Source organism: Yersinia frederiksenii ATCC 33641 (assembly GCF_000754805.1).
GTDB classification, from domain to species: Bacteria; Pseudomonadota; Gammaproteobacteria; order Enterobacterales; family Enterobacteriaceae; genus Yersinia; species Yersinia frederiksenii.
In genome coordinates this window covers 4,875,631-4,900,185 of record NZ_KN150731.1, presented here as the reverse complement: position 1 = coordinate 4,900,185, position 24,555 = coordinate 4,875,631, and the positions used below count along the sequence as shown (strand labels likewise).

Genomic DNA, 24,555 nt, shown 5'->3' with positions numbered 1-24,555 from the left:
AGCAATGGCAACCAGGCAAGCGTCTATTGACCGACTTCGATATTAAGATCGGTAAATTATCAGCCAGCGTACGAAAGCAGCAAACTCACCGACCAAGATATACAGCGGGCCTGTTCTGCGACCGACAGAGCAATAACCCAAATGATACAGGGGCAAGACCATGAAAAACGACCACGACATAATCACCAAAGAGGAGATGATTGAGCTGACCGGGTATCATATCCCTTCAAAGCAATGTGAAGCACTTAAAAATGCTGGGATATTTTTTATAATCCGTAGAGATGGCCGTCCGCAAACTACATGGGGCCATTTTCAAGATCCCCTATCTCTTCGTCATACCCCCAAAGCAGCGACTGAAATATCTGTTGAGCCTAACTTCGGAGCATTAGATTAATGGGGAGAAAACGCAGTAACCCACAAGACAACTGGATGCCTCCACGAACATGCAGGGGGCGTTCTGCATTTGAATTTAAGCCTAAGCTCGGGGGAACGATAAGGCTCTGCGGATTCGATGCCAGTCCGGCCCAAGTATGGGCAGCGTATGAGGCGTTAATAAATGATAAACAGAATGAAAATGTCTTTAATTGGCTTGTTAGTCGATTCTTTCTATCTGCCGATTTTATAGAGCTAGCTGTTGAGACACAGAAAGATTATCGGAAATATGCGGTAAAAGTATTATCTGTTTTCGGCGAGGTCCATCCAGATGCAATAAAACCTGAGCATATTCGCAAGTATATGGATAAGCGTGGCGTAAAAAGTCGCACTCAGGCTAATAGGGAAAAAGCCTTTACATCCCGTGTCTTTCGATGGGCCTATGAGAGAGGGATGGTGAAAATGAACCCATGCAAAGGCGTGAAGCAATTTAAAGAAACCAGCCGTACACGTTATATAACCAATAAAGAATACGATGCGCTTTATCAAGTTTCCCCGCCAGTAGTTCAGGTCGCAATGGAACTGGCATATTTATGCTGTGCACGACAAGCCGATATTTTAGGCATGAAGAAGAACCAACTAATTGATGATGGGATCTTAATACAACAAAGTAAAACGGGTATTTCTCAAATCAAAGCATGGGGACCGCGTTTAACCGCAGTTATAAAGCTCGCCAGTCAACTACCGTTAAACAGAGGAATGAGCAGCATCTTTGTTATCCACCAACAATCCGGTGCCAGATATACAAGAGATGGTTTTAATAGCCGATGGCTGAAAGCCAAAGCGGAGGCAAAAGAGAAGTATCCAGAATTAGAGTTTAATTTCACTTTTCACGATTTGAAGGCAAAAGGAATCTCTGATTTAAGCGGATCGCTTTACGAAAAACAGGCGATATCAGGACACAAGAATGCAGCTCAAACAGCACGATATGATCGTAAAATTGCGATAGTGCCAGCGGTAGGAGACCAGTAAAGCAGAAATAATATTATGAAGGGATATTATGAAAGGTGATTTCAGGCACAAAAAAACCGCCTCTCGGCGGTTAACGACATACTCATACTACTTTGTTTTACTTAGATTTGTTTCCATGGTGCCCGGGGCGGGACTTGAACCCGCACAGCCATAAGCCGAGGGATTTTAAATCCCTTGTGTCTACCGATTTCACCACCCGGGCTCTGGAAAACTGGAGGCGCGTCCCGGAGTCGAACCGAGGTAGACGGATTTGCAATCCGTAGCATGGCCACTCTGCCAACGCGCCTTATTCTTCTTTGCCTTACTGCAAAGGTTCGCTTGTCGCCAACCTACTAATTTGGAGCGGGAAACGAGACTCGAACTCGCGACCCCGACCTTGGCAAGGTCGTGCTCTACCAACTGAGCTATTCCCGCAACATCAGAACTTACTGATTCTTTTGCTATCTTTCGACATTTCGTTGCTGCCGTCTGATGCGATGCATTCTACTTACCTGACGCAATGAGTCAATAAAATTATCTGACTAATGTGTTCGTTTGCTGCTTTTTGCGGCGCTTCGATCAAGGTTCGAGCAAATCTTTCCACGCAGCGTTTAAATATTGAAACATTGACCAAAAAGTAAGTACCGCAGCGATGTAAAGCAGAACAAAACTCGCTAGCTCAACATTATGGTCAGGACGCCAAAGCAAACCAACCAATGAGCCCATTTGAGCGGTTGTTTTAACCTTACCAATCCATGAAACTGCAACACTGCTACGTTTGCCAATTTCAGCCATCCACTCTCGGAGAGAGGAAATGATAATTTCACGGGCAATCATAGTCGCTGCCGGCAGAGTAATCCACCAGACATGATAATGTTCAGCAACCAGCACTAAGGCAATGGCCACCATAACTTTGTCCGCAACAGGGTCGAGAAAAGCCCCGAAACGGGTTGTCTGTTTCCAACGGCGGGCTAAAAAGCCATCAAACCAATCGGTTGCTGCTGCAAACACAAATATGATGGCACAAACCATCGGAGCCCAAACGAATGGCAGATAAAATGCCAGAACGAAGAATGGGATGAGTACAACACGAAACAGGGTAAGCCAAGTCGGTATATTCAATTGCATAATGCTACGATAACTATCTGGCTGGTGTGGATATTATGAGTATGGTGCAACATTAGCTTCAGTGTTTCAATGCATTGTAGATTTTTTCTGCCAATGCTTGTGAAATACTTGGCACTTTTGCAATTTCCTCGACGCTTGCGTTAAGTAAAGGTTGCAGTCCCCCCATGTACTTCAGCAATATTTGCCGCCGTTTAGGGCCCACTCCCTCTATCATTTCTAATGCGCTCGTATTTTTTACTTTTGAGCGGCGCTGTCTATGCCCGGTTATTGCGTGATGATGAGAATCATCACGAATATGTTGGATCAAATGCAAAGCCGGTGAATCCGGAGGTAACGAGAACCCTTCCCCTTCTGCAGCCAGAAACAATGTTTCCAACCCGGCTTTTCGATCACTCCCTTTGGCGACACCGACTAATAAAGGCTTTTGCTTATCCCACGGCACATTTAGTGAGGCAAAAACGTCAAAAGCCTGAGATAACTGCCCTTTCCCACCATCAATAAAGATAACGTCAGGAATTTTTTTATCATCTAATGCTTTGCCATATCGGCGTTTCAGCACCTGAGACATCGCCGCATAATCATCACCGGGCGTGATGCCACTAATATTGTAGCGTCTATATTCCGAACGTACAGGGCCATTTGCATCAAATACCACACAAGATGCCACTGTTTGTTCCCCCATCGTATGGCTGATATCAAAACATTCCATCCGATTTATTTCATCAAGATTAAGAATTTTTGCTAATTCTTTCATACGCTCATGAATAGTTGATTGCTGAGACAGCCGTGTAACTAGTGCGGTTGAAGCATTCGTGCGGGCAAGCTTGAGATAGCGAGCGCGATCCCCCCGTGGCCGGCTTTGAATCTGAATTTTTCTTCCCGCCAGTTCCGAGAGAGAAGCAGCCAACAGATCTTTTTCCGCCAAGGTAAAATCTAGCAAAATTTCGCCAGGGAGCGTGCGTCCCTGGCTCCCTTGCAAATAAAACTGCCCAACAAAGGTTTGGACAACTTCGCTCAATTCAGTTCCTGCTGGCACTTTGGGGAAATAACTTCGGCTACCTAATACTTTGCCTTGCCGGATAAATAACACATGAACACAGGCTAATCCTGCATCAAATGCCACACCAATAACATCGAGATCTTCACTGTCGCCAGAAACAAACTGCTGTTCTGTCACTCGCCGTACCGCCTGAATTTGATCACGAATACGGGCAGCATCTTCAAAATGAAGTAATTGGCTGGCTTCTTCCATACGAGAGATGAGCTGTGTCAGTACTTGTTGGTCTTTGCCTGAGAGGAACAAACGCACATAATCAACCTGCCGCTGATACTCCTCATCACTCACCAGCCCTGACACACATGGCCCAGAACAACGACCGATTTGGTATTGCAGACATGGGCGAGAACGGTTGCGATAGACACTGTTTTCACACTGCCTTACAGGGAAAAGTTTTTGTAATAGTGCCAGCGTTTCTCGAACAGCATAGGAATTGGGAAATGGCCCAAAATACTCGCCCTTTTCATGCTTTGCGCCACGGTGAATGGCTAGACGCGGATGCTTATCCGCGCTTAGGAAAATAAGTGGATACGATTTATCATCCCGTAACAACACGTTGTAACGGGGCTGATAAAGCTTGATGTAATTATGCTCAAGCAATAGCGCTTCCGTCTCTGTATGAGTGACGGTCACGTCAATCTGAGCAATATTCTTGACCAAAGTCTCCGTTTTGCGGCTTGCCACCTGAGCACGGAAATAACTCGTCAGGCGCTTCTTAAGATCTTTGGCTTTACCGACATAAATAACTGTCCCCGCCTTATCATACATGCGGTAAACACCAGGTTGACTGGTGACAGTTTTTAAAAACTCTTTAGAATCAAAACAATCAGTCACTATTAGATAACGTCTCCGCGTTAAACAGACCATGGCGAATGGCCAAATGGGTCAGCTCAACGTCACCACTAATATTAAGCTTACTAAACATCCGGTAACGATAGCTATTCACAGTCTTGGGGCTCAGATGAAGTTGTTCCGATATCTCATTCACTTTCTGGCCTTTCGTGATCATTAGCATAATTTGTAACTCACGCTCTGACAAACAACTAAATGGCGTCTCTGTTGGAGGCTCCAACTGCCCCAAAGCCATTTGCTGCGCGATATCAGAAGCGATATAACGTTGCCCCGAGTGAACCGCTCGGATCGCGGTAATCACATCTTGAGGTGCTGCGCCTTTACTCAGATATCCACTGGCTCCAGCTTGCATAACTTTCGCTGGTAATGGATTCTCAGTATGAATGGTTAGCATGATAACTTTAGTATCCGGAGAAAAACGCAAAATCTTGCGGGTAGCCTCCAACCCACCAATACCGGGCATATTCATATCCATTAAAACGATATCAACAATATGGCTACGGCACCATTTTACCGCATCTTCACCACACTGCATCTCGTCCGCTACTTTGATACCCTTGATGTCTTCAAGAATGCGTCGTATCCCTGCGCGCACCAGTTCGTGGTCATCAACAAGAAGAACGCTAATCAAAGAAAATTCTCCAAAAATAAGGGAGTAACCTAATCACACTTTGTTTACGCCAATGATATTACTTGTTTTCGCCCAAAGAATGAATACAGAATAATTGCAAATTCATATCTATATTGTTTGACAGATATTATTTTCATCATCATTTTGACTATGTACATAAAATCGCAGGCATATCAATTAATGACCCGATAGAAAAGAAAAGTTTTTTAAGACTTTTCTCGGCGTTAGCCACATATTCATCCAAAAAATAAATCTTAACGCTAAAAAGTTAATTTTTAGTCAGGCAGAGACAACATATTGATACAACTGGCAATAAGCCAATGCTGCACTATTTCCTAGCATAGGAATTATTCTTAGTTTTTATTTATTATCTATATTTCATTTACTATCAAAATGGGTGTTTTTTGACACAAATCCCACTGAAAATTGGATATGTTTTCTATGAACAAAATTGACTTAATTAAGTTAAGGCGGATTGAGTGACAACATTGACCAGGAGATGGTCACCACCTGTAACCATCAACAACACCACTGTTCTGGCTGTTCATATAAAATTGCGTACAGGTTATCAAAGCTAATCATCAGTTTATGATATAATAAAATAATTGTTTAATAATGCAGCTAATGTTCACTGTGATACGAGGACCTCCTCGTCGCTTTGTGCACTGGTAAGCTACAATTTCAGGAAAAAAAATGAGTAATCCAGACTTTACCACTTCTGCTGACCCAGAAACTTTAGCAAATGAAGTTGCCTGTTTGAAAGCGACTATGACCCTGCTGCTAAAAGCGATCGGCCAAGCCGACGCTGGGAAAGTAATCTTAAATATCGAACGCTCTATCGCCGGTATCGAAGACCCTGCTCAAGCTGAAGTTTTCACCAATACACTGACTCAAATTAAGAACGGCTATCGTCAATAGCAGCGGCGAGGCACGTGTAATACCTTGATGTAACTCCGCTGCCGATAAAGAATTTTCTTTCCATAAATATACTTTATTGGCAGCTTAAATTTTTAATATGTTCGAGACAATAATGGGTCTGCTGCTTAAAGCCTTGATCGGTGCCGGGGTTGTCGTATTGATTGGGATATTATCGAAAACACGCAATTACTATATTGCCGGTTTAATCCCATTGTTTCCGACATTTGCTCTTATCGCACATTATATAGTGGGTAGCGAGCGTAGCATCCAGGCATTACGTATAACAATTGTGTTTGGCTTATGGGCCATAATTCCTTACTTTATCTATCTGATATCACTTTATTTTTTTATTGCTCATTTACGTTTACCTATAGCCTTGTTTGCCGCCGTTTTATGTTGGGTTGTTGCTGCCTGGATACTCATATCCGCCTGGAGTCAATGGCACAGTTAATGACAAAATATGTCATCAACCCCCTATCTAATCAGCGAACTAGCAACAAAATAACAGCATGAATCGCCAGCAGCCCTACTGAAAAAGCCAGGTTCAGATTACTGATTGACTTTGACCTGACCTCATCAGAAAGCTCATCACTTACCTGAATTTTCCTGACCCGGTAAATCCAGTATCCACCGAGCACCACAAAAAGTAGAGCCAGCGATACCGCCAATAGCGGATAGCCCCACACCAAGTACTCACTTAACCCTGCAATCGCAAACCAAAGAATGACGAAGACCATGATTGACCACCTAACGTTTTGATGATTCGAGCTTAGCACACTCCTTAAAAAACGATTAAGTCACGTCAGTGAGATAGCTCTGAAAATGATAGAAAGATAAAAAATATCTGTATAAAAACATCATTAAGATTAGCGCCAAGTTGGTTGTTCGTTAATTATTCTTAGCAATATTCCTATTTCCTTGTTATTAACAAAGAATGCAGCATTGAGATAGGGCGAATTTTCAGACTAATAATCTAGAATTAACATAATTCCTGATTATCCTTCCCTGTAAAGCAACATTTGTCTAGATTTTAGATATAAAGAAAAATGCATAAAAAAAACAAATTAAGTAGTTTTATTACATCAAGAATTTATTTCATTTGCCGTTATATATTGCACCTAATTTCAATCAATGTAGTGAACATGAAAAAGTTCTCCGAACTATCCATTTTGACAAAGTTACTCTCCGGTTTTTCTGTTGTTATCATAATGATGCTATTGCTTGGTGCTGTTGCGTTATCGCAGTTAAGTAGTAATAACTCTCGGCTGGAAGCCTATCGCGACAGTTGGTTGCCGGGTGTTCGCTATGCCCTGGAAATGCGTGGGGTTTTAGCTGAACTGCGGCTGCAACAGGTGCAATACATTGCCTCATCAACAGAAAAAGAACGTGAAGGGCATCGTCTGGAGATTCTACAGGCCGTGGATAACTTCCGTGCAGCACAAAATCTATTTTTGAAACTACCGGAAGGTTATAATAACTCTGAGTTATTCAAGAAAATAATATCAGATTTTGACCATTTTGCTCAGGCTAATAATATAGTCATTGATGCTGTTAATAATAATCAATTAGCTGAGGCGAGTAAGATTAGCGGAGATACCTCAAGAAAATTTCGCACACAATTGATGAAAGACTTAGCTGAGTTGGTAGTGCTTGAAGTTCAAGGAGGAGAGCAAGCGGCAAGTGAAGGCCAGCAAAGTTTTAATACGGCCAAAAACATACTGATCGCCTTATTACTCTTCGCTGTTTTCATTTCAGCGGTTCTTGCGATCGTTATTGCCAGAAATTTATCCCGTTTATTGGGAGGTGAACCCGCCTATGCGGTAACAATTATGGGTCATATTGCTGCTGGTAACTTATCAACTGAAATAAAACTTCGCCCAGGAGATAACCATAGTTTGTTAGCATCCCTAAATACAATGAATCAGCAGTTGAAGAAAACAATTAATGAAATCATGCACGGTAGCGAATCAATTTCTGTTGCATCGCATCAAATTGCTCAAGGGAATACTGATTTATCACAACGTACCGAAGAGCAAGCGTCCTCATTAATTCAGACTTCAGCAAATATGCAAGAATTAACCCAAACAGTACGTCAGAATGCTGATAATGCTCGGCAAGCAAGTGAATTAGCCATTAATACCGCAGCCACTGCCACCGAAGGTGGAATTATTGTGGATGAAATGCTACTTCGTATGCAGGAAATATCCAACAGTTCGAAAAAGATTGTTGATATCATTGCCGTCATTGAAGGTATCGCTTTCCAAACCAATATATTAGCGCTAAATGCAGCAGTTGAAGCAGCCAGAGCTGGCAATGAAGGCAAAGGATTTGCTGTTGTGGCAAGTGAAGTACGAACTTTAGCCCAAAAAAGTGCAAATGCCGCGAAAGAAATTAAGCAATTGATTATCGGCACTGTTGAAAAAATTACGGCAGGTTCAGAACGCGCCGATCATGCTAGCCAAGCTATGAGCGAGATTGTCGATTCCGTGGGTAAAGTTGCTCATATAGTGGGTGAAATATCTACCGCCTCTCAAGAACAACATATTGGTATTCAAGAGATAGGGATTGCGGTCGAACAGATGGACCAAGTTACACAGCAAAATGCAGCTCTGGTTGAGCAAGCTGCGGCAGCAGCACAGTCATTAACAGAACAAGGTGCTGAGTTACGCCAAGTCATCCGTTTCTTTCATATTAATGAACCATCAGTAAGCTAGGAAAAAACGTATAAGAGCTAAGTTCTGATGAGGAGTCATACAGACTTAGTTCTTATACCACGGTAGCCTTCCGACTTATTCTTTGTGAATACGGTGCATGTTATTTATGACAACAACTCTCTAAGCACCCAAAGGCTAACACTCCCGCCGTTCACCGGGAATATGGCCTCACCAGTATCATTGGTCTTAATAATAGTCTGGTGGTTATCCAGATAATCAGCAAACTCTTTATTTTTTAAACCTTCACCAAGTGAGATTGTCTTTTCGCTTTCAGAGCCATTGGAAAGAATGACCACACAGCCGGGATCTTCTTCCGTGCCTGCGCGAACAAAAGCGATACAGTTTTTATCATCAAAATAATCACTTTGTGCACCATGGGCAAAACGTTGTCGGGCTTGAATCAGTTTTTCCAACTCAGGAATAACCGGCATTTCTATCTGATAAATCTCGCCATCATCACCAGTGTCTTCATAATTGGCACCGAACAAGTCTGGATAAAAGACACATGGAATTCCCTGCTCACGCATTAAAATCAATGCATAAGCTAAAGGCTTAAACCAAGGTTCAACAGGTGCTTCCAGCGATTGGAGTGGCTGAGTATCATGGTTAGCAACTAAAGTGATGGTATGCATCGGATCGACTTCAATTAACGAGCCATTGAAGACTTGGGTTAGATCAAAATCTTCACCTTGTTTTGAGGCTGCATGAAACTTATGGTGTAGCGCAACATCGAACAGCATTGCAGAACCTTCAGTCCTTTCCAAATACAGCTGTAACTTTTCAATATCAGGCGACCAGTACTCAGCGATAATCAGTAAATCATGTTCCGCTTTATTCTGTACATGACCTATCCATTCTTTAAAAAACCAAGCAGGAATATGTTTCACTGCGTCCAACCGGAAGCCATCAATTGGCAGAGTCTCTAACAGCCATTCTCCCCAATATTTTAACTCCCCCATGACAGCAGGATTTCGGAAATCAATATCAGCCCCCATTAGGTAATCAAAATTACCTAACTCGTCGTCCACTTCAGTATTCCAACCCTCATCGCTGTAGTCATTTAAAATCTTGAAAATGCCTTCGTCCGTTGGCTCTTCAATATAATCAACACCAGTAAAACACTGTTTATCCCAGATAAATGATGAATAACTCTCATGGCGACCAGGAAATGTAAAACGGGTATAAGCTTGAGCATTGATAACTTCATCGTCGATCTCGGTACGATTTTCAGGATTCGCTTTACGAACACTTACCGGCTCTTTTTCATCTGCCCCCATTTTATGATTGAAGACAACATCAAAAAGCACCTTGATATCCACTTCCTTTAATCGGTTAATTGCATTTAACAATGCATCTTTATCACCATATTTTGTCGCCTGAGTACCCTTTTGATCGAACTCACCTAAATCAAACAAATCATAAGTGTCATAACCTACCGAATACCCACCAGAGGCCCCTTTATAGGCAGGAGGTAGCCAAACAACATTAATACCAATATTGTGAATATGTTCTGCCAGCTCAGAAACCTCCTGCCATAACTTGCTGCCGTCGGGATAGTACCAATGGAAAAACTGGAAAATAGTTGTATTTTTCATAGGCTTGATGATTCCATTTTACTGTTTACCCCATAGTATGGCCCACTTTATAAATATTAGAGTGGCAATAAAGTAATAGACTGTGTATTCCTTTTAATCTTGCCTTAACTCTTAATGGTTCAGTCAGTATTAAATAGGGGCTTTAAATGAATATAGTGGATATTCCATTTGGTATCACCGATTGGTCAGCAGTAGATAAAACCGAACATAGAGGAGAGCAAGGAGTGGCTCACTGGCAGACCAAGATCTTTGGCAATATTAGAGTTCGCATGGTTGAATACAGCGCGGGATACATAGCTGACCATTGGTGTTCCAAAGGGCATATTTTACTCTGTCTCGAAGGGGAATTAAGGACTCAACTGGACGATGACCGCGTTTTTGTATTAAAGGCGGGGATGAGTTATCAGGTTGCTGACCATGCTGAAGCCCATCGGTCATCAACAACTTCAGGCGCCCGGCTTTTTATTGTCGATTGATATTAAGTCTTTTAGGAATACTAATTTCACATTTATATCAGCTAGCAGCCAATCCTTGACTGTTAGCTGAGAAAAGGTTTTGTCATCGCCCTTCCGGTAGTGAGTCAATAGGATTATCCGGATATAAGGCCCTAGCTCGACGTCTAACGATTTCAACCTGAAATGCCGCCATTACAGCAATCATTATCAGAATTTCACCAAATCCGCCTTTTTCCATTGGCTGATTATAAAGATACTGCAGTGTGCCAATAATCCATTTAGACCCAACGAGCAGTAGGAATAAAGTGATGGTCAGAGGTGTTCCTTTACAGAAAATAAGCCCATCAGGTTCACGCCAGATCTCAATGAGACGGCCTTGTAAAACACCGATGACAATACTAAACAAAACACCACTACCTAAAACTACCCAGGAAGTCATTGTAGCTGGCATATATGTACCACCAACTACCAGACCGACCATCCCGTAAACCCAGGCCCACTTAAAACGAGCAGGACCTAATAACACCTCGTGACTGACCGACTGACGATATAACGCAAAAAGTGTTAGCACCAGAATAATCAGTATTTGTACGGGAGTCATCGCTATCTCCTTCAAGAGAAGCAGCTAGTCAGGGATAAAGCATCACCATCTGGCATATACCACATTGCTCCAGCAGTATACGCGTGCTTTATCAGTCTTTGAGAACACCAAACAGAAAACTACCTTTTCAGAACGGTTAACAATAACTCGCTAACGCGGACTGTATAAAGTTTAGTCTATTTATCGATAAAAAACATAATCGAAATTGTATTCACCCTATTTGGGGTTTACATCAATTATCTTTAACTAACAGAACGAGATTATCCCGTCATGAAATATAGCTAAAAAATAACATTCTGAGATCTTGCTCGCTTTTCTAATTGCATCTTGTGCGTGTTAAACTGCCTAAGCTTTTTATTGATCAGTAAGAAGTTTATTTATAAGGATAAATAGATGACGCAGAATATTTATGATAATCAAGCTTTTTTTTCAGGCTATGCCAAACTTAGCCGTTCAGTTGATGGATTGGAAGGAGCACCTGAGTGGCCGGCAATTCGCCAAATCTTACCTCCCCTATCTGGGCGAAAAGTACTAGATTTGGGTTGTGGTTATGGCTGGTTTTGTCGTTATGCCAAATCACAAGGTGCGACTGATATTGTAGGGTTGGATATTTCTGAGAAAATGTTAAACCGTGCTAAAGAAATGACCACTGATGAAGATATTGTTTATCGTCTTGAGGATTTGGAAAATATCCAATTACCGCAGCAGCTTTACCATTTAGTTTATAGTTCGCTAGCATTGCATTATATAAAGGCGCTACCTGCTCTGTTAGAGGCCATTTATAACACTCTGCTACCCGGCGGTAGTTTTATTTTTACTGCAGAGCACCCTATCTATACCGCCCCGCAACAACCTGGTTGGTTAATTGCAGATGATGGGCAAAAATCATGGCCGGTAAATAGTTATCAGGCTGAGGGTGAGCGGATAACAAATTGGCTGGCCGAGGGTGTTATCAAACAGCATCGAACCTTAGGGACCTACATTAATGCCTTGATTAAAAATGGTTTTATTATTGAGCATTTGAATGAATGGGGACCGACAGCACAGCAAATTGCAGATTGTCCTGCATTAAATGAAGAAAAAGAGCGCCCGATGATATTTCTACTTTCTGCTAAAAAACCCGAGTAAAAAATTAGCGACTCTCACGATCAATTTCTAAAACAATCCATTATTGGGGAGATTAATTCCCTGGACACTGTGTACATAATGCGCCCCAAAATAGTGCCAACGCCCTAATTATGAGCATTAATTTATTGATAAGAAATAAATTACATTGTTTTTCAAATGGTTATATTTGGCGCGAATTTTGCTTCATTAAGAGTAATGAAATTAAAGGAGGAAGATATGAAATCGATGTCAGGATACTACTTACAATATACGGCGTTTCTACTATTCATTGTTGGCGCTGTACATTTTACTTTTCAGTAAACAATAATAATGCGCGGTTCTTTCTTACCTTTCAAGACGTCATCTCTTTTTGCGGCACCAATGTCTTAACGTGAAAAAAGAGCCCGAAAAGCAATATCGACAAAATATGTCTATCGAGTGGCAGCATCTAAAACAAACCTCCATAATCTTATGTATCAGCCTGATGGCTGAATGTAGCATTGGGAGTAAAATATCATGAAACGAAGAATACCGGAGACAGCTTGGTGTCTCATGACAATCATCGCTTACCTTGCTCTTGTGAGTGTATATACAATAGAAAACGCGGCTATGCGTGGATTTTTCGGATGATTTGCAATAGTGCAATACCACACCACAAGTTTATGAAGTTAGAAATGGAAGAAACTCCGCCAGGGAAGGCATACTTCCTCGATAAAAAACCAGAAAATGGCATTTAACTAATTACCATCCCACAGGCACGATTCGATATAAATAATAGAACAACCAGAGAAAATAAAAAACGTGTATTAATAACAATAAAACAAGATATTCAGATTTAATAACGCGAGAATAGATAACTTTCAATCCCATGATTTAAGATATGCGAAACGATATTTCCATCTGTTATTAAACAATATAAATAAACATGCCAGGCAAATAGACGCAATATTTAATGATTGAGTCCCAAATATGCCCATGAAATAGATTTAAAATTAGAGGTTAATTCTAACTAATTGATTTTGTTGGTGGGTCGTGCAGGGTTCGAACCTGCGACCAATTGATTAAGAGTAAAACCAACAGGTTTTCAGAATCAACAATTTACTTATAAATCAACTGGATAAATAACGGCAAAGTTCGATAAACTATGAGTTTTGCGAAGCTCTGCCGCCATTTTGTCGCCACTCTTCTGGACATGTAACTACTAAAATAATGAGTTAATTTCTAATGCATACTTAACTCTTTTTATTGTATCCGCTCGTTTTTCTCTTATGTCTTGTGAGGGGAGATAGTCGTTAATTTCACGGTATAAGTTATGGATGTGAATTCTTGATAAATTTGACTCATATAAAACTGAACTCATAACAGACTTAATATGATTATTAAAGCCATTTTTAATACATTTCCCTAACTCTAAAATAACACAAGGGACTTCTTCAATGTTGTCAATTTCAGATATCTTATGCTTTATAATCAGTGCAGGAAGAGCAAAGAAATATGCTAAATCAGGTATTATCCTGATAATGAATTTTCTTGCTGCTTCACATTTATTCAATTTAGCTAAGGGGGTCCCAAACTCTATCTCTATTTTATTTATTTCCGATCCTTTTGTATACATTTCCGTTAGCTTTCTTATAGTTTTTAGCACTGTTTTTTCTCGACATAAATCACCAGCCATGGATTTATATTTTTTATCCCCGATCAGAGATATAATATTTTCCTCTCTAATTATTTTATCTAAAAAAATATAATTATTTTTTAACCAATCAAAAAGCCAATTACGCCATTTAACTACCGAAAAATCAAGATTATAATCTGAAAGTGCAAGATCATGAGATAATTTCTGTATTAATTCAAATGGTAACCCAGTGTTCGCTGAGATCGTACCATAAATATTTTCATCTTCTAAGTCTTGAGTCTGACTTTCCATATAGGAAATTGAATTATTTATTCTATCTCTTTCCCAGCTGTCATTACTTTCAATCTTTCTTTTTCTGTATGCTCCTAGTGAGGATTTAACAGCCCATTCAAGGCTTTCACCTTTTTCTTTATTCTCATCGAGAGATGCCATTTTCAAAATTGCATATCTATCAATATCAGAGACTTCATTAATACTGTCATGTACCCTGTCTAGTACTGCTTCTAAAGGGTCATCTATGACTAAACACTGATCGGACTGACCAAATATTTTTCTTAACTCGCTCCAACGTGTATCAACGTTACTAATATTCAATTCAATCCCGGTAACTTTCCCCGGAATAACAAGAACAATACCAATAGAGTTCTGCCCGGCTCTACCAGCTCTACCGGCTGCATTTAATAATTCTTGCGCAGCAAGAATTTCTCGTTTGTCTGTTGTGGCATCAAATCGGCTATCCTCTGCTATAATTACAAGCTCACTTGGCAGATTCATACCTTGAGCTATAGTAGAGGTTGCTGTCATTGCAGAAATACCATCAATTCTCTTATACAATGACTCAAATAAAAAACGCTCTTCTTGCATAAGAAGCCCATGATGAGGTAAAGCTGCTTGTAATAGCTTTCCATCCTTTATATCTGCATATAGATGAGAAGTATTTCCAAACTCTTTTTCTAAATTATGTAACCACTTTAACTCATGCTTATTTAATGCTACTGAGGTATATCCAATATTTTTAGATATTTTATTTGCCGCAGAAACTGCATTTTTAATTGTTTGAAAAAACACCAATGTTTTAATTTTTGTTTTAGCAGAAGCACAGGCAATTAAGGAAGATACTGACCCTGAATTCGGTGTTAGCTTCCAATAATTATTGGCGCTAAGATTTATACTATCGTCAAATATTTTAACTAAAGTATAATCTTTCCTTTTCGTTGTTTCCCACGTTTGCTTTAGACTAAATAAAGCCAAAGGTTGGATAGTAAGTGCATTCTTATCTGCAGTACTAGGATTAGTACTTAGACCTCTATTTTTACTTTTCTTTAATTCAATTTGAAGTTGATCTAATTTTTTTTGTTCAAATACAAGACTTCCCCTAAGTTGTCTAGTAGGTTTCCATGATAAGTCCAAAGACAAACACTCTCTATCAGTTAGTTTCCTTATCCAGCTAGCAATTTCCTCCGTATTTTTCATCATGGCTGATATGAATAGAAAATCTGCATTTTTTGCCTTATACCTAAGATTTAGTACACATAGCATTGCATCAATAGCCCTGCGACTACTATCAGAAGATGTGTGCAAAAGATGGCACTCATCAAATACTACTAATCCTATATTTAAGAATAGGTTAGGATTTATATTGATTAAGCTTAAACATCCCTCAGGGGTTAATACAAGTATATCTGGAATGTTAGAGGAATACTCTTCATCCGTAAACTCGCCATAACCAACTGTTTTTATAGGGAAAGAATTTTCTAGGAATTTTTTTGTTTGGTCTACTAAGGAATGCGTAGGTGCCAAAAATATAACCCTCCGCCCCAGGAGAAGACAAGTATTTATCTTCAGTTCAGATAATGTTGATTTTCCTGCTCCTGTAGGGAAACTAATAGAAGATGATACTCCTGGATTTAAAAAACCTTTATGAATTGCATCTAGATGATTCTTCCATAAATAAGGCCTTTCTAGCTTCATTCTTTCTAAACTAATATTCCATGCTATTTTCGGAATACCATTAGGTGGAGATACTCTTGCCACACTGCATAAAGGTAAATCTCGTGAAATTGATAAAAGTAATGTAGCTAAATGGTGGGGCCCTGAAAGAGAAGCTGAAATTGGTGCTTGTATATCATTCAGTTCAATTGGTATATTAACCCCTTTAGTGAGGGTCATTACATCTAAGAAAATTTTCTCAGATTCTTTATTATTATTGTCACTCAACAATTCTTGCGCTAATTTATTCACTCCTACTAACAGTTTATAATATAGTGCTTTTGTTGCATATTTTAATAAGTCTTCTGATTCAATAAAACTCTCGCTTATAGGTTCACTCTTTATTAAATCATTAAGGTTTCCCATTGCAAGATACTTTAGTGAATCGACTAACGCTTTTTCTATTGGTTCTAAATATTCTGAATCAATATACTTAGTGATCTCTGCTGCATCTGCAATTGACTCTGCAATTAAAAACAGAAGCAAAGCTGATATGTTACTTGAAATAGAAATAGAGTTAATATATGTACTATTATTGTTTGAATGCATTATCTTCCCTGCATTAAAACATAATAAGTGGGCTGTCGCAGCGACAAAACTTACTGATTTTCTATCCTCTCTTTCTGGCGTAAGCGATACTAGAATTTCGTTTGAACATGCTATTTTCCTTATTTTATTTGTCAAGGATATAAAGGCTTCTTTTCCTTCAATGATATCCGTTCTATCATTAGCCATCTCTCGGAATTTTAATCGGGCAGCTACGATTTCCGCATATACCTTTGTTAACTCTTCTGGCAAGTTATCTGTATCAACACCATCTAAAGAAGCCGTCCCTTTAATTACTTCCGATGTGATTGTATCGTACATATTACACCATTTTCCTTGCTTCTGTAATCGCCATATTAGCTAAGTCATCCATCCAAGCTCGCAAGTCTTGACAGTAAAATGTTTCAGCGCGACGCTCTCGCTCTTCACCTTTTACTGTATTTTCATAATCAGAGAATAAAAACTCTCGCCCCCCATGACGATTCTCCTTTTCTCCGATTGTAATCGATATACGATAACTTCGTGCTTTAGGCCAAAAAATTTGACTCACTGCTTCGTCAAGGTCTAATAGCCCAGAGTTTCTTTCAAGAATATCTATAATGGAATGAATCAGTTCATTATCTCTTACACCATTTTCCATATCTATAAACTCTGGCCAGACCTGAGAAGTTATTTTCCCTCGAGGCCCTGTAGTTGCCTTTTCTTCACACAACACAACGTTATTAATTTTCATATTCTTTTTATCAATTTTTATATGGACTCCATCGAACCCTTTGTGCGCATGAATCATATGAGGAGATGATTTCAATGTATATGGATCCTGCAAATTAGCTGCTATCCACGCTAGCACCTGAAAAACCCATCCGTCACGATGCCATGCTTTTTGCCTGGGACCTACAGATAATAACTTTATTGCACCCGATAAGGCTGTTTGTTCAGGATTGAGTGTTTTAATATCAATTTTCTTTAGAATGTTTAAAGCGTACCGCTGCTGGCCTAAAGCAACTCTTGCAATTATTTCTGCTAATGCTCTTTTGTCATTAACTGACCAATCAACGCCAGACCAAGAAGTGCCGTTCCTAATATTTTTAAAGCTAATCATTAAAATAGCCCTGAATAATAGTTATATGAGCTTACTATCATATTAGTTTACTAAAGTTTATCTAGCTATACGTTAAGCGGATTAAGCTTAATTGCATCATCTAAATGCTCAGGTGCAAAGTGCGCATAACGCATTGTCATTTTGATATCCGTATGCCCTAGGATTCTCTGCAATACTAGAATATTTCCGCCTTTCATCATAAAATGACTGGCAAAAGTGTGACGTAGAACATGTGAACACTGTCTATCTGGTAGTTTTATGTTCGTTCTTTTGAGTGCAGTGCGGAAAGCGGCATAGCATGAGGGGAATAAACGACCGTTTTTTTTGGGTAAAGAGTTAAATAATTCTTCACTAATTGGGATGCTACGGTTGCGCTTCCCTTTGGTTTTTGTGTAGGTGACTTTATACGGCATTACTTGCGTATGAGTCAGACTTTCAGCTTCAGACCAACGTGCGCCAGTGGCCAGACATAACCTAACGACGGTAGCCAGCTCTGGCACCGAACTGTTTTCGCACTCCTCCAACAATTTGCCGATCTGCTCTTTGGTGAGAAATGCCATCTCTTGCTCGTCAGTTCGGTACTGACGTACATCTCTCAGAGGATTATCCTGACGCCACTCGCCCAGGCGAGAGAGTTCGTTAAACATCGCCCTTAGATAAGCCAGCTCAATGTTTAGCGTTCGCGGTGTTACCCCTTTGGTTCGGGTACCACGCAATATTTCGCCATTAAGTCGCTGCTCGCGATACTGTGAAAAAGCCTTGGCGGTAAAATCAACCGCGCGTGGATCACCAAGGTCACGGCACATATTGAGCAAGACCTGATGACGAGACTTACCATCACTCAAAGTGACGCCATGTGCCCGATGCCAAATTTCGATCAGCTCTGACAACAGCCGCGTGTCCTGCTTCTCGCCTAACCAAGGTTTGTTGTCTACCTGCTCCATCGTGAAGCGCTCAAATGCCAGTGCTTCACCTTTAGTCGCAAACTGCTTTCTTACTCGCTTCCCTTCCCTGCCTGCTGGGTAACATTCACAAATCCATTTCCCGGTATTCAGTTTTCTTACTGCCATAAATCGATCACGCTTTACTAATAACGCGTTCCACTATGCCAATGATTTTTATATCTGCCAGAGCACACTCAAATGGGGGTTTGATTTCTCCGCCACTAATTCGGACGCGACCAACCGGTACTAACTCCAAATCGCGAATACTCTTCATTCCTTCAATTTCAACCAGCCACTTACCATCGAGCACAGTTTGAAATGACTTATTTACGATATAGGTACTATCTCCGCTATTGACAGCAATGAGATCATTTTGAGACTGAAGCAATGACTTATCGAATAAAACAGCGCCAGTATCACTAAGTATCCCTTTGTCTAAATTAAATAAATTAATTTTCTGAATTTGACTGTCCGTATCTTCGAACATCTGGCCTTCCCCCGTAGCCAGCCATTGTAATGATGCACCTGTTTCAAGTGAGCACCACACCATAACTTGTGCGGGGTAAAAATCGCGACGCCACCATGTATTGAGAGTGCTGTTACTAATTCCTGTATAATCAGATAGTTCGGTTCTCGTTTTAAATCCATAGGCTTCCATGATTCGCTTCATGGCTTCTTGACCACCTGAATTCGGATCATATCTGTCAGCATTTTTTTTATTCATTTAAACGTTCACCTGTTGACAATGTTTTATATAAACATCATCATTCTCAAAAGTGTTCAAATAAGTACTTTTTGTCGATTATCGTTTATCGAAGCCATTGGGGATAATGCCTTATGAAACCAGTGATCTCAATCAATCTTGTAATTCCTAACCCCTACCTCCCTATTGAAGAGTTCTGCCGCCAGACTGGCCACGCGAAAACGACTGTGGTTGATATGGTCAGAGATGGCAGAATCACTATCAAACGTAAAGCCGATACCATCAGCGAAAAAACCGGTAGGCCCAAAACCAAATCTAAAATCGAAATCAATATGGTCGAGCTGACGTTACGCGCTCTTGCCGAGTCTAATTTTGATGTTCGTTTGAACGATAAACCATTACGGTAATTCTCCTGAATTATTGAGGTTAGCGCCATGTTTGCAAATGGAACTGACAAACACCCTCATTGGGATTCAGCCTTGCGACGCTTTGCCGATACTGTCGAGATAAAGCGAGTCGCCGAAACCATTGGCATGAATCCCCAGACACTGCGCAATAAGTTGAATCCGGCACAGCCGCACGAACTGACAACAGTGGAATTGCTGCGTATCACCCACGCCACGCAGAATTACACCCTATTGGATGGTGCGCTGGCTGAACTAGGCCGCTTGCCTTCATTGCCGTTGGAAAATCCGCAGGAAGCCACTGATATTCCAGCTCAAGCTCTCAAAATCAGTTCAGTCGCAGGAGAATTGGCTAGCGAATCCCTGCAATTAATATCCGGCAGTCGGCTCACCAAAAAACGCAAAGACGCTATTGTCAGCCGCGCTAATAAAGCGGTCCGTGACCTGATGCTATTTGCATATGCCATTGAAGAGAAATTTCACTCAATCCCGGTACTCAGTACCACTTTCGATATTGCCTGTAATTCTGGCCTACCGGGATTGACATATTAATTAACGAGGGAGATCTCCAGCAAACCACGCCATTACTTTTTCAAAGAATGTCAGTTTGTGGTCATCCGGCAGACCCGATGCAATTGCCGCTCGTTTATAAGCTGGATTTAACAAAGCACCGAAAGGTGTTGAATCGGAGTGATGGAGAGTTTTCAGGTGCGTTCGAATCACATCGTCTGTCATCTCATCACTGCTAAACAGCAAATCGGCATACTGCCGACGCTGAACAGAAGCTCTTTCTGCAATGATAGACGGCTGCCATACCAATTGAACAGTAGCGATAATGACAACCGGTAACGCAAATAGCCATTCAATGCCAGTGCTAGCGAAAACAGCCGTACCACTGATCAATTGAATTGCTGTCATTAGCTTGTCGGCCCGGTTGTGAAAAACCGCCGTCATAGTTTCAAGATAGTAGGAATAACGTAACTGAAAAATGGCGGAGCTTTGTTTATCCATAACGGTTCCTTATTTTTTGTCTTCGTTTGGCTCCGGTTGTGGTTTTGGAGCCGGACGGTGTAGCACATGGAAGTCTTCAGTATCTGCCATGGAAGTTCCCCTTTAAGTGGTTGGTTGATTGTTGGCACGACAAATATACCACTAAAGCCACGAACCGGGCGTGGGGAAATATCCCGGTATCAATATGTTAGGAGTCGAAAAATGCAAAACCCAATCTCAATTGCCCCATTACTCTGGCGTCAACAAGGCCACAATGCTGGCCGCGTTGAGATTAAACACGGTAAAGGTAAGCCAGGCATTATTATTCGCCCTGATGGTCGCCGTTGGGCACCACCACTAGGCACTTTTACTGATTCTCATCGGAGGATTGGTAAATGAGCATTCGCTGCGCTTTCGGAACAGAACACCTTCGCGCAATACCACTTCCTTTGCGCGCCATTATTGGCAAACACTTTGCTGGCACTCGCTGGCGGGATACCTGCAACTTTTACGATTCGATGCCTGAACGTTACCGAGCAACCGTCTGTTTTCATGCTGAACTGAAAAAACGCTACGCCCTACTCCAACTGGCGGAAATGGATGATAACGAGCGGCAACGCATCGTCAGTGCGTTGGATGAATTACGACATCATTTTGCTAAATATCGCAAACACGCCATTAGCAACGTCGCCTTTATTCAACGACTACCTATCAGCGTGCGTAAAACCCTATTTCTTCATGCTGGATTAAGTCACAAAGAGTTTAATCAACCGGCCAGTTATCTAGAAGAAGACGCTTGCCCGTGGCGGGAAACTTTAATAGCAGCATTACGTGAATTACTTAATTTATTCGAGGATGCGCCGGATATTTTAACTGCGGTTAAACCTGACGCTTATTTCAACTAATTATCGTATTTAAATTAATTGGCGTATGACCCGCCGGGTTGCCTACGCCCTGAATAAGGCCATAACCATGCACATGTATAAAACCATAGGACAAGATATGCATACCCGCGCCCTTGAACAGGCGCGCCAACACCAACTGAATCAAGCACGTAAGGAGGCTAAAGCCGATGCAGCTATCAGTTTCTCTTCATATTTAGACCGTCTCGCTACCCATGCCGCCAATCAACAACTTTCCAGCAATGAAATTGTCGAGTTGCTGCGTCAGGAATCCGAACAATTTCAACAACGTGGTTTTGAATGCCACCAGAGTGATTTTTAAGGAGATCTGAAATGCCCGATATGTTCGATCACTCTCAAGAGCTGCAACTGCTCCAGTTGGAACACCAGATAGCGGCAACCAGAACCAACAACCTAATGCCATCCGCTTTTATATGCGCCGACTGTGATTCTCCAATTCCTGAAGCACGTCGCGCCGCATTGCCGGGTGTGCAGTGCTGTGTCCACTGCCAGCAGATTAGAGAAATAAAACGCAAACACATCCGCGCATGACTTCAATTAATCGGGGGCGCTTTGCCCCCTCGCCACCACCGCCATTTACGGTAAGTTGCCGCGAGACTTTCGTCGGCGCTTATCCGTGGAATGCGCCACGCAAAGCCATAGGTCGTGAAAGACAACTTACCCGTGAAGAATACCTTCAGGGGCAAGCTGTTTTAAATAAAATCAACAGTCTGCCGTATTTCCTGCGCTCGCTGTTTATCAGCCGCCATGCCAATCTACAAAAGCACCAAGGCCAATTAGCTGCTAATAAGTATCTGGCTCTCAACTTTATACAGCTTATTTGGCCACGCATTCAAACCGTAAACCAAAAGCATGGTTTAAAACACGATATCGCCCCTGGCTTTTTAAGCGAGGAAGAGACTTATTTAAGTCTGCCAAGCATGAATGATAAAGAACTGGTTAGATTTGCAGGCCGTATTTCTGCACAGTTATTTTCTGCCTATGAAGAACTTAGCGATACCTATATTGCTGAACATAATGGCGATAAAACAGCACTATTCAACGATAGCGCACAAACCAAACTCTATGGCCATATTGCTGGCATGGCGCGGTCATTAAATGTTACCCCGCTACATTGGCGTAAATATCGTAAAGGTAAGTTAACCATGCGCCACGCTTTCTCCGCTATTGCCCGATTGGTCAATGATGAATGGTGGACACGTCAGCTTAAAGCCCTGCGCACTCGTTGGCGGGAAGCACTCTTAATTGCAGTGGGCGAAGTGAATCGCCACAAATCAGGTTATGCCAGCAAGCAGGCGATTAAAGATATTCAATCACGCCGTTTGTCTAATATGGAATTTCTGAAGGGCTGCGAACTGGAAAATGTTAATACCGGTGAGCGTATTGATCTGATCGATAAAGTGTTGGCCAGTATCTCTAATCCAGAAATTCGCCGCATGGAATTGATGAATACCATCGCGGGTATTGAGAAATATGCCGCTAATATACAACACGTCGGCATGTTCATCACCATCACAACCCCTTCCAAATACCACCCAACTCGCGTGGTAGAGAATAGTGAAAAAGAGAAAGTCCTGTTTAATCACAAATGGGATAAAGAGGCGTTTACGCCCAAAGATGGTCAGCGTTACCTGTGCAAAATCTGGAGTAAGATGCGCACAGCGTTCAAAGATAACGACCTGAAAGTTTACGGCATGCGCGTGGTCGAGCCTCACCATGATGGCACCCCTCACTGGCATATGATGCTGTTTTGTGAGCGTCAGCATCGCCGACAGGTGATCGATATCATGCGTCGTTATTCTCTAATGGAAGATGGTGACGAACGTGGCGCAGAAAAAAATCGCTTTGAATGCAAGCATCTGAAAAAAGGCGGTGCGGCTGGCTATATCGCGAAATACATTGCCAAGAATATCGACGGTTATGCACTGGATGGCGAATTGGATCATGAAACTGGCCAGCCGCTAACTGAAACTGCTGCTGCCGTCACCGCTTGGGCGGCAACGTGGCGCATCCCTCAATTTCATCCTATTGGTGTTCCGACAATGGGTGCTTACCGTGAATGCCGCCGCATTCGTGGTCTAAGCCTTGCCGAAAGTTTCGATGATCAGGTTGAGGCGGTACGTGCTGCCGCTGATGCCGCTGATTTTGCCGCCTATATCACTCAACAAGGTGGGGCCAACGTACCGCGCGATCAGCAAACCATTCGGGTAGCCCGTAAGGTAGCCGAAGAACTCAACGCCTATGACGAAGAAGTACAAAAGGTCATCGGCATTTATGCCCCTCATCTCGGCGAATCTAAGATTTATGAAACCCGTTCAACCCAATGGCGTATTGTCGCCAAGACCGTTGACGTTGAGCTTTTGACTTTAAAAAGCGCCTCTGGCGCGCCTCGGAGTTCTGTCAATAACTGTGGGTTGGCTGCTGAAGTAACCACCATTGAACCGAAAAAATTACCACCTGAAAGCATCTATTCACCGGTAAATACCCCGATAGATTGGGATGATGAAGGCAATGTGCTGCTGATTAAGTCAATTTTGCGCGGGCAAAATCCCACTATCAACCATAAACAGCGCCCCTATGATCCGTATCACGGCCGCAAGGCCGCGCCTTCTGCCCGCCTGACACAAGAAGAACGGGCACGTTTGCCCAAAATTCGAGCCGAACTGACCGCTAAAGGTATCCAGCCCACACAGTGGGAGCTGGAGGCGCTGACGCGTGGAGCCAAAATCCACTTTGGCGATCTGGTGTTCCACTATCCACTGTTAGATACATGGGGAGATATGACTAAAGATTTATAGCTAAATCGCCATATCCGAACAAAGTCTCATAAAAACATAGATGTACTTGACTAACGAAATCGCCCGAAACAATAATACT

25 protein-coding genes and 3 tRNA genes are annotated in these 24,555 nt (G+C 41.7%); 14 read left to right on the top strand and 14 right to left on the bottom strand.

The annotated features are described in order from the left end of the window. Window positions 1–160: 160 nt before the first annotated feature. Window positions 161–394 carry a DUF4224 domain-containing protein gene (locus DJ58_RS00265; RefSeq protein ID WP_032912188.1) on the top strand — a complete coding sequence of 78 codons (234 nt, stop codon included), beginning with the start codon at window positions 161–163 and terminating at the stop codon, window positions 392–394. Further along, a complete protein-coding gene (locus DJ58_RS00270; protein WP_004712599.1) occupies window positions 394–1,404 on the top strand; it encodes a tyrosine-type recombinase/integrase in 1,011 nt (336 codons plus the stop codon). Before DJ58_RS00265 ends, DJ58_RS00270 begins: the two co-directional genes overlap by 1 nt. 116 nt (window positions 1,405–1,520) lie before the next feature. Here DJ58_RS00270 and DJ58_RS00275 read toward each other — a convergent pair. The 6 genes from DJ58_RS00275 to uvrY form a co-directional block, all read right to left on the bottom strand. Continuing rightward, window positions 1,521–1,606, bottom strand: a tRNA-Leu gene (locus tag DJ58_RS00275). Between the two features lie 10 nt (window positions 1,607–1,616). After that, a tRNA-Cys gene (locus tag DJ58_RS00280) sits at window positions 1,617–1,690 on the bottom strand. Between the two features lie 52 nt (window positions 1,691–1,742). After that, window positions 1,743–1,818 (bottom strand) — tRNA-Gly (locus DJ58_RS00285). A gap of 144 nt (window positions 1,819–1,962) precedes the next feature. Beyond that, complete coding sequence (gene pgsA / locus DJ58_RS00290) at window positions 1,963–2,511, bottom strand: CDP-diacylglycerol--glycerol-3-phosphate 3-phosphatidyltransferase (RefSeq protein WP_019080796.1); 549 nt, start codon at window positions 2,509–2,511, stop codon at window positions 1,963–1,965. A 58-nt stretch (window positions 2,512–2,569) separates the two neighbouring features. After that, window positions 2,570–4,402 (bottom strand): excinuclease ABC subunit UvrC, encoded by a 1,833-nt coding sequence (uvrC, locus tag DJ58_RS00295; RefSeq protein WP_032910814.1) that lies wholly within the window; start codon window positions 4,400–4,402, stop codon window positions 2,570–2,572. After that, the gene (uvrY, locus tag DJ58_RS00300; RefSeq protein WP_032910813.1) at window positions 4,395–5,051 is read right to left on the bottom strand and encodes a UvrY/SirA/GacA family response regulator transcription factor; all 657 of its coding nucleotides are present in this window, start codon (window positions 5,049–5,051) and stop codon (window positions 4,395–4,397) included. Before uvrY ends, uvrC begins: the two co-directional genes overlap by 8 nt. Before the next feature lie 693 nt (window positions 5,052–5,744). Here uvrY and DJ58_RS00305 point away from each other — a divergent pair. Together DJ58_RS00305 and DJ58_RS00310 are read left to right on the top strand one after the other, a co-directional pair. Next, window positions 5,745–5,969, top strand: coding sequence for a DUF2594 family protein (locus tag DJ58_RS00305; RefSeq protein WP_004708316.1), 225 nt, complete (start codon window positions 5,745–5,747; stop codon window positions 5,967–5,969). A gap of 112 nt (window positions 5,970–6,081) precedes the next feature. Next, the gene (locus tag DJ58_RS00310) at window positions 6,082–6,420 is read left to right on the top strand and encodes a GlpM family protein (protein ID WP_004708315.1); all 339 of its coding nucleotides are present in this window, start codon (window positions 6,082–6,084) and stop codon (window positions 6,418–6,420) included. Window positions 6,421–6,451: 31 nt separating this feature from the next. Here the strand turns inward: DJ58_RS00310 and DJ58_RS00315 are convergent, their stop codons facing one another. Further along, a complete protein-coding gene (locus DJ58_RS00315; protein WP_004708314.1) occupies window positions 6,452–6,706 on the bottom strand; it encodes a hypothetical protein in 255 nt (84 codons plus the stop codon). A gap of 405 nt (window positions 6,707–7,111) precedes the next feature. On the opposite strand from DJ58_RS00315, the gene DJ58_RS00320 reads away from it, so the two are divergent. Continuing rightward, window positions 7,112–8,683 (top strand): methyl-accepting chemotaxis protein, encoded by a 1,572-nt coding sequence (locus DJ58_RS00320; RefSeq protein WP_032910812.1) that lies wholly within the window; start codon window positions 7,112–7,114, stop codon window positions 8,681–8,683. Between the two features lie 104 nt (window positions 8,684–8,787). On the opposite strand, the gene amyA is transcribed toward DJ58_RS00320, so the two are convergent. Further along, complete coding sequence (gene amyA / locus DJ58_RS00325) at window positions 8,788–10,278, bottom strand: alpha-amylase (protein ID WP_004708311.1); 1,491 nt, start codon at window positions 10,276–10,278, stop codon at window positions 8,788–8,790. 146 nt (window positions 10,279–10,424) lie between these two features. On the opposite strand from amyA, the gene DJ58_RS00330 reads away from it, so the two are divergent. Further along, window positions 10,425–10,754, top strand: coding sequence for a DHCW motif cupin fold protein (locus DJ58_RS00330; RefSeq protein ID WP_004708310.1), 330 nt, complete (start codon window positions 10,425–10,427; stop codon window positions 10,752–10,754). Between the two features lie 82 nt (window positions 10,755–10,836). Here DJ58_RS00330 and DJ58_RS00335 read toward each other — a convergent pair whose 3' ends face one another. Continuing rightward, window positions 10,837–11,334, bottom strand: a complete 498-nt coding sequence (locus DJ58_RS00335) for a hypothetical protein (RefSeq protein WP_004708309.1) — start codon at window positions 11,332–11,334, stop codon at window positions 10,837–10,839. A gap of 393 nt (window positions 11,335–11,727) precedes the next feature. Between DJ58_RS00335 and DJ58_RS00340 the strand changes: the two genes are divergently transcribed. Further along, entirely contained in the window at window positions 11,728–12,462 is a 735-nt protein-coding gene (locus DJ58_RS00340) for a class I SAM-dependent methyltransferase (RefSeq protein ID WP_004708308.1), read from the top strand. Between the two features lie 1,180 nt (window positions 12,463–13,642). On the opposite strand, the gene DJ58_RS00345 is transcribed toward DJ58_RS00340, so the two are convergent. The 4 genes from DJ58_RS00345 to DJ58_RS00360 all read right to left on the bottom strand — a co-directional run bounded on the left by DJ58_RS00345 (window position 13,643) and on the right by DJ58_RS00360 (window position 19,382). Then, on the bottom strand, window positions 13,643–16,933 hold the full coding sequence (locus DJ58_RS00345; protein WP_004708307.1) for a DEAD/DEAH box helicase: 3,291 nt from the start codon (window positions 16,931–16,933) through the stop codon (window positions 13,643–13,645). Between the two features lies 1 nt (window position 16,934). Further along, the gene (locus tag DJ58_RS00350; RefSeq protein WP_004708306.1) at window positions 16,935–17,714 is read right to left on the bottom strand and encodes a hypothetical protein; all 780 of its coding nucleotides are present in this window, start codon (window positions 17,712–17,714) and stop codon (window positions 16,935–16,937) included. 65 nt (window positions 17,715–17,779) lie between these two features. After that, window positions 17,780–18,784: a phage integrase gene (locus DJ58_RS00355; RefSeq protein ID WP_004708305.1), complete on the bottom strand. Its 1,005-nt coding sequence runs from the start codon at window positions 18,782–18,784 to the stop codon at window positions 17,780–17,782. Between the two features lie 7 nt (window positions 18,785–18,791). Further along, window positions 18,792–19,382 carry a phage repressor protein CI gene (locus DJ58_RS00360; protein ID WP_004708304.1) on the bottom strand — a complete coding sequence of 197 codons (591 nt, stop codon included), beginning with the start codon at window positions 19,380–19,382 and terminating at the stop codon, window positions 18,792–18,794. A 113-nt stretch (window positions 19,383–19,495) separates the two neighbouring features. On the opposite strand from DJ58_RS00360, the gene DJ58_RS00365 reads away from it, so the two are divergent. Further along, on the top strand, window positions 19,496–19,768 hold the full coding sequence (locus DJ58_RS00365) for a hypothetical protein (protein ID WP_071985028.1): 273 nt from the start codon (window positions 19,496–19,498) through the stop codon (window positions 19,766–19,768). A gap of 27 nt (window positions 19,769–19,795) precedes the next feature. Beyond that, window positions 19,796–20,317, top strand: coding sequence for a phage regulatory CII family protein (locus tag DJ58_RS00370; RefSeq protein WP_004708302.1), 522 nt, complete (start codon window positions 19,796–19,798; stop codon window positions 20,315–20,317). Here the strand turns inward: DJ58_RS00370 and DJ58_RS00375 are convergent, their stop codons facing one another. Beyond that, complete coding sequence (locus tag DJ58_RS00375; RefSeq protein WP_004708301.1) at window positions 20,318–20,776, bottom strand: diguanylate cyclase; 459 nt, start codon at window positions 20,774–20,776, stop codon at window positions 20,318–20,320. A 201-nt stretch (window positions 20,777–20,977) separates the two neighbouring features. On the opposite strand from DJ58_RS00375, the gene DJ58_RS23705 reads away from it, so the two are divergent. From DJ58_RS23705 to DJ58_RS00390, 5 genes are all read left to right on the top strand, one after another. Then, entirely contained in the window at window positions 20,978–21,154 is a 177-nt protein-coding gene (locus DJ58_RS23705; RefSeq protein WP_004708300.1) for a hypothetical protein, read from the top strand. Further along, window positions 21,151–21,660, top strand: coding sequence for a hypothetical protein (locus DJ58_RS00380; RefSeq protein WP_050413892.1), 510 nt, complete (start codon window positions 21,151–21,153; stop codon window positions 21,658–21,660). The genes DJ58_RS23705 and DJ58_RS00380 overlap by 4 nt, the downstream gene beginning before the upstream one ends. 73 nt (window positions 21,661–21,733) lie before the next feature. Further along, entirely contained in the window at window positions 21,734–21,979 is a 246-nt protein-coding gene (locus tag DJ58_RS0122075) for a DUF2732 family protein (RefSeq protein WP_004708297.1), read from the top strand. A gap of 11 nt (window positions 21,980–21,990) precedes the next feature. Continuing rightward, on the top strand, window positions 21,991–22,209 hold the full coding sequence (locus DJ58_RS00385) for a TraR/DksA family transcriptional regulator (protein WP_032910811.1): 219 nt from the start codon (window positions 21,991–21,993) through the stop codon (window positions 22,207–22,209). Then, window positions 22,206–24,476, top strand: a complete 2,271-nt coding sequence (locus DJ58_RS00390) for a replication endonuclease (RefSeq protein WP_004708296.1) — start codon at window positions 22,206–22,208, stop codon at window positions 24,474–24,476. The genes DJ58_RS00385 and DJ58_RS00390 overlap by 4 nt, the downstream gene beginning before the upstream one ends. Window positions 24,477–24,555: the final 79 nt, after the last annotated feature.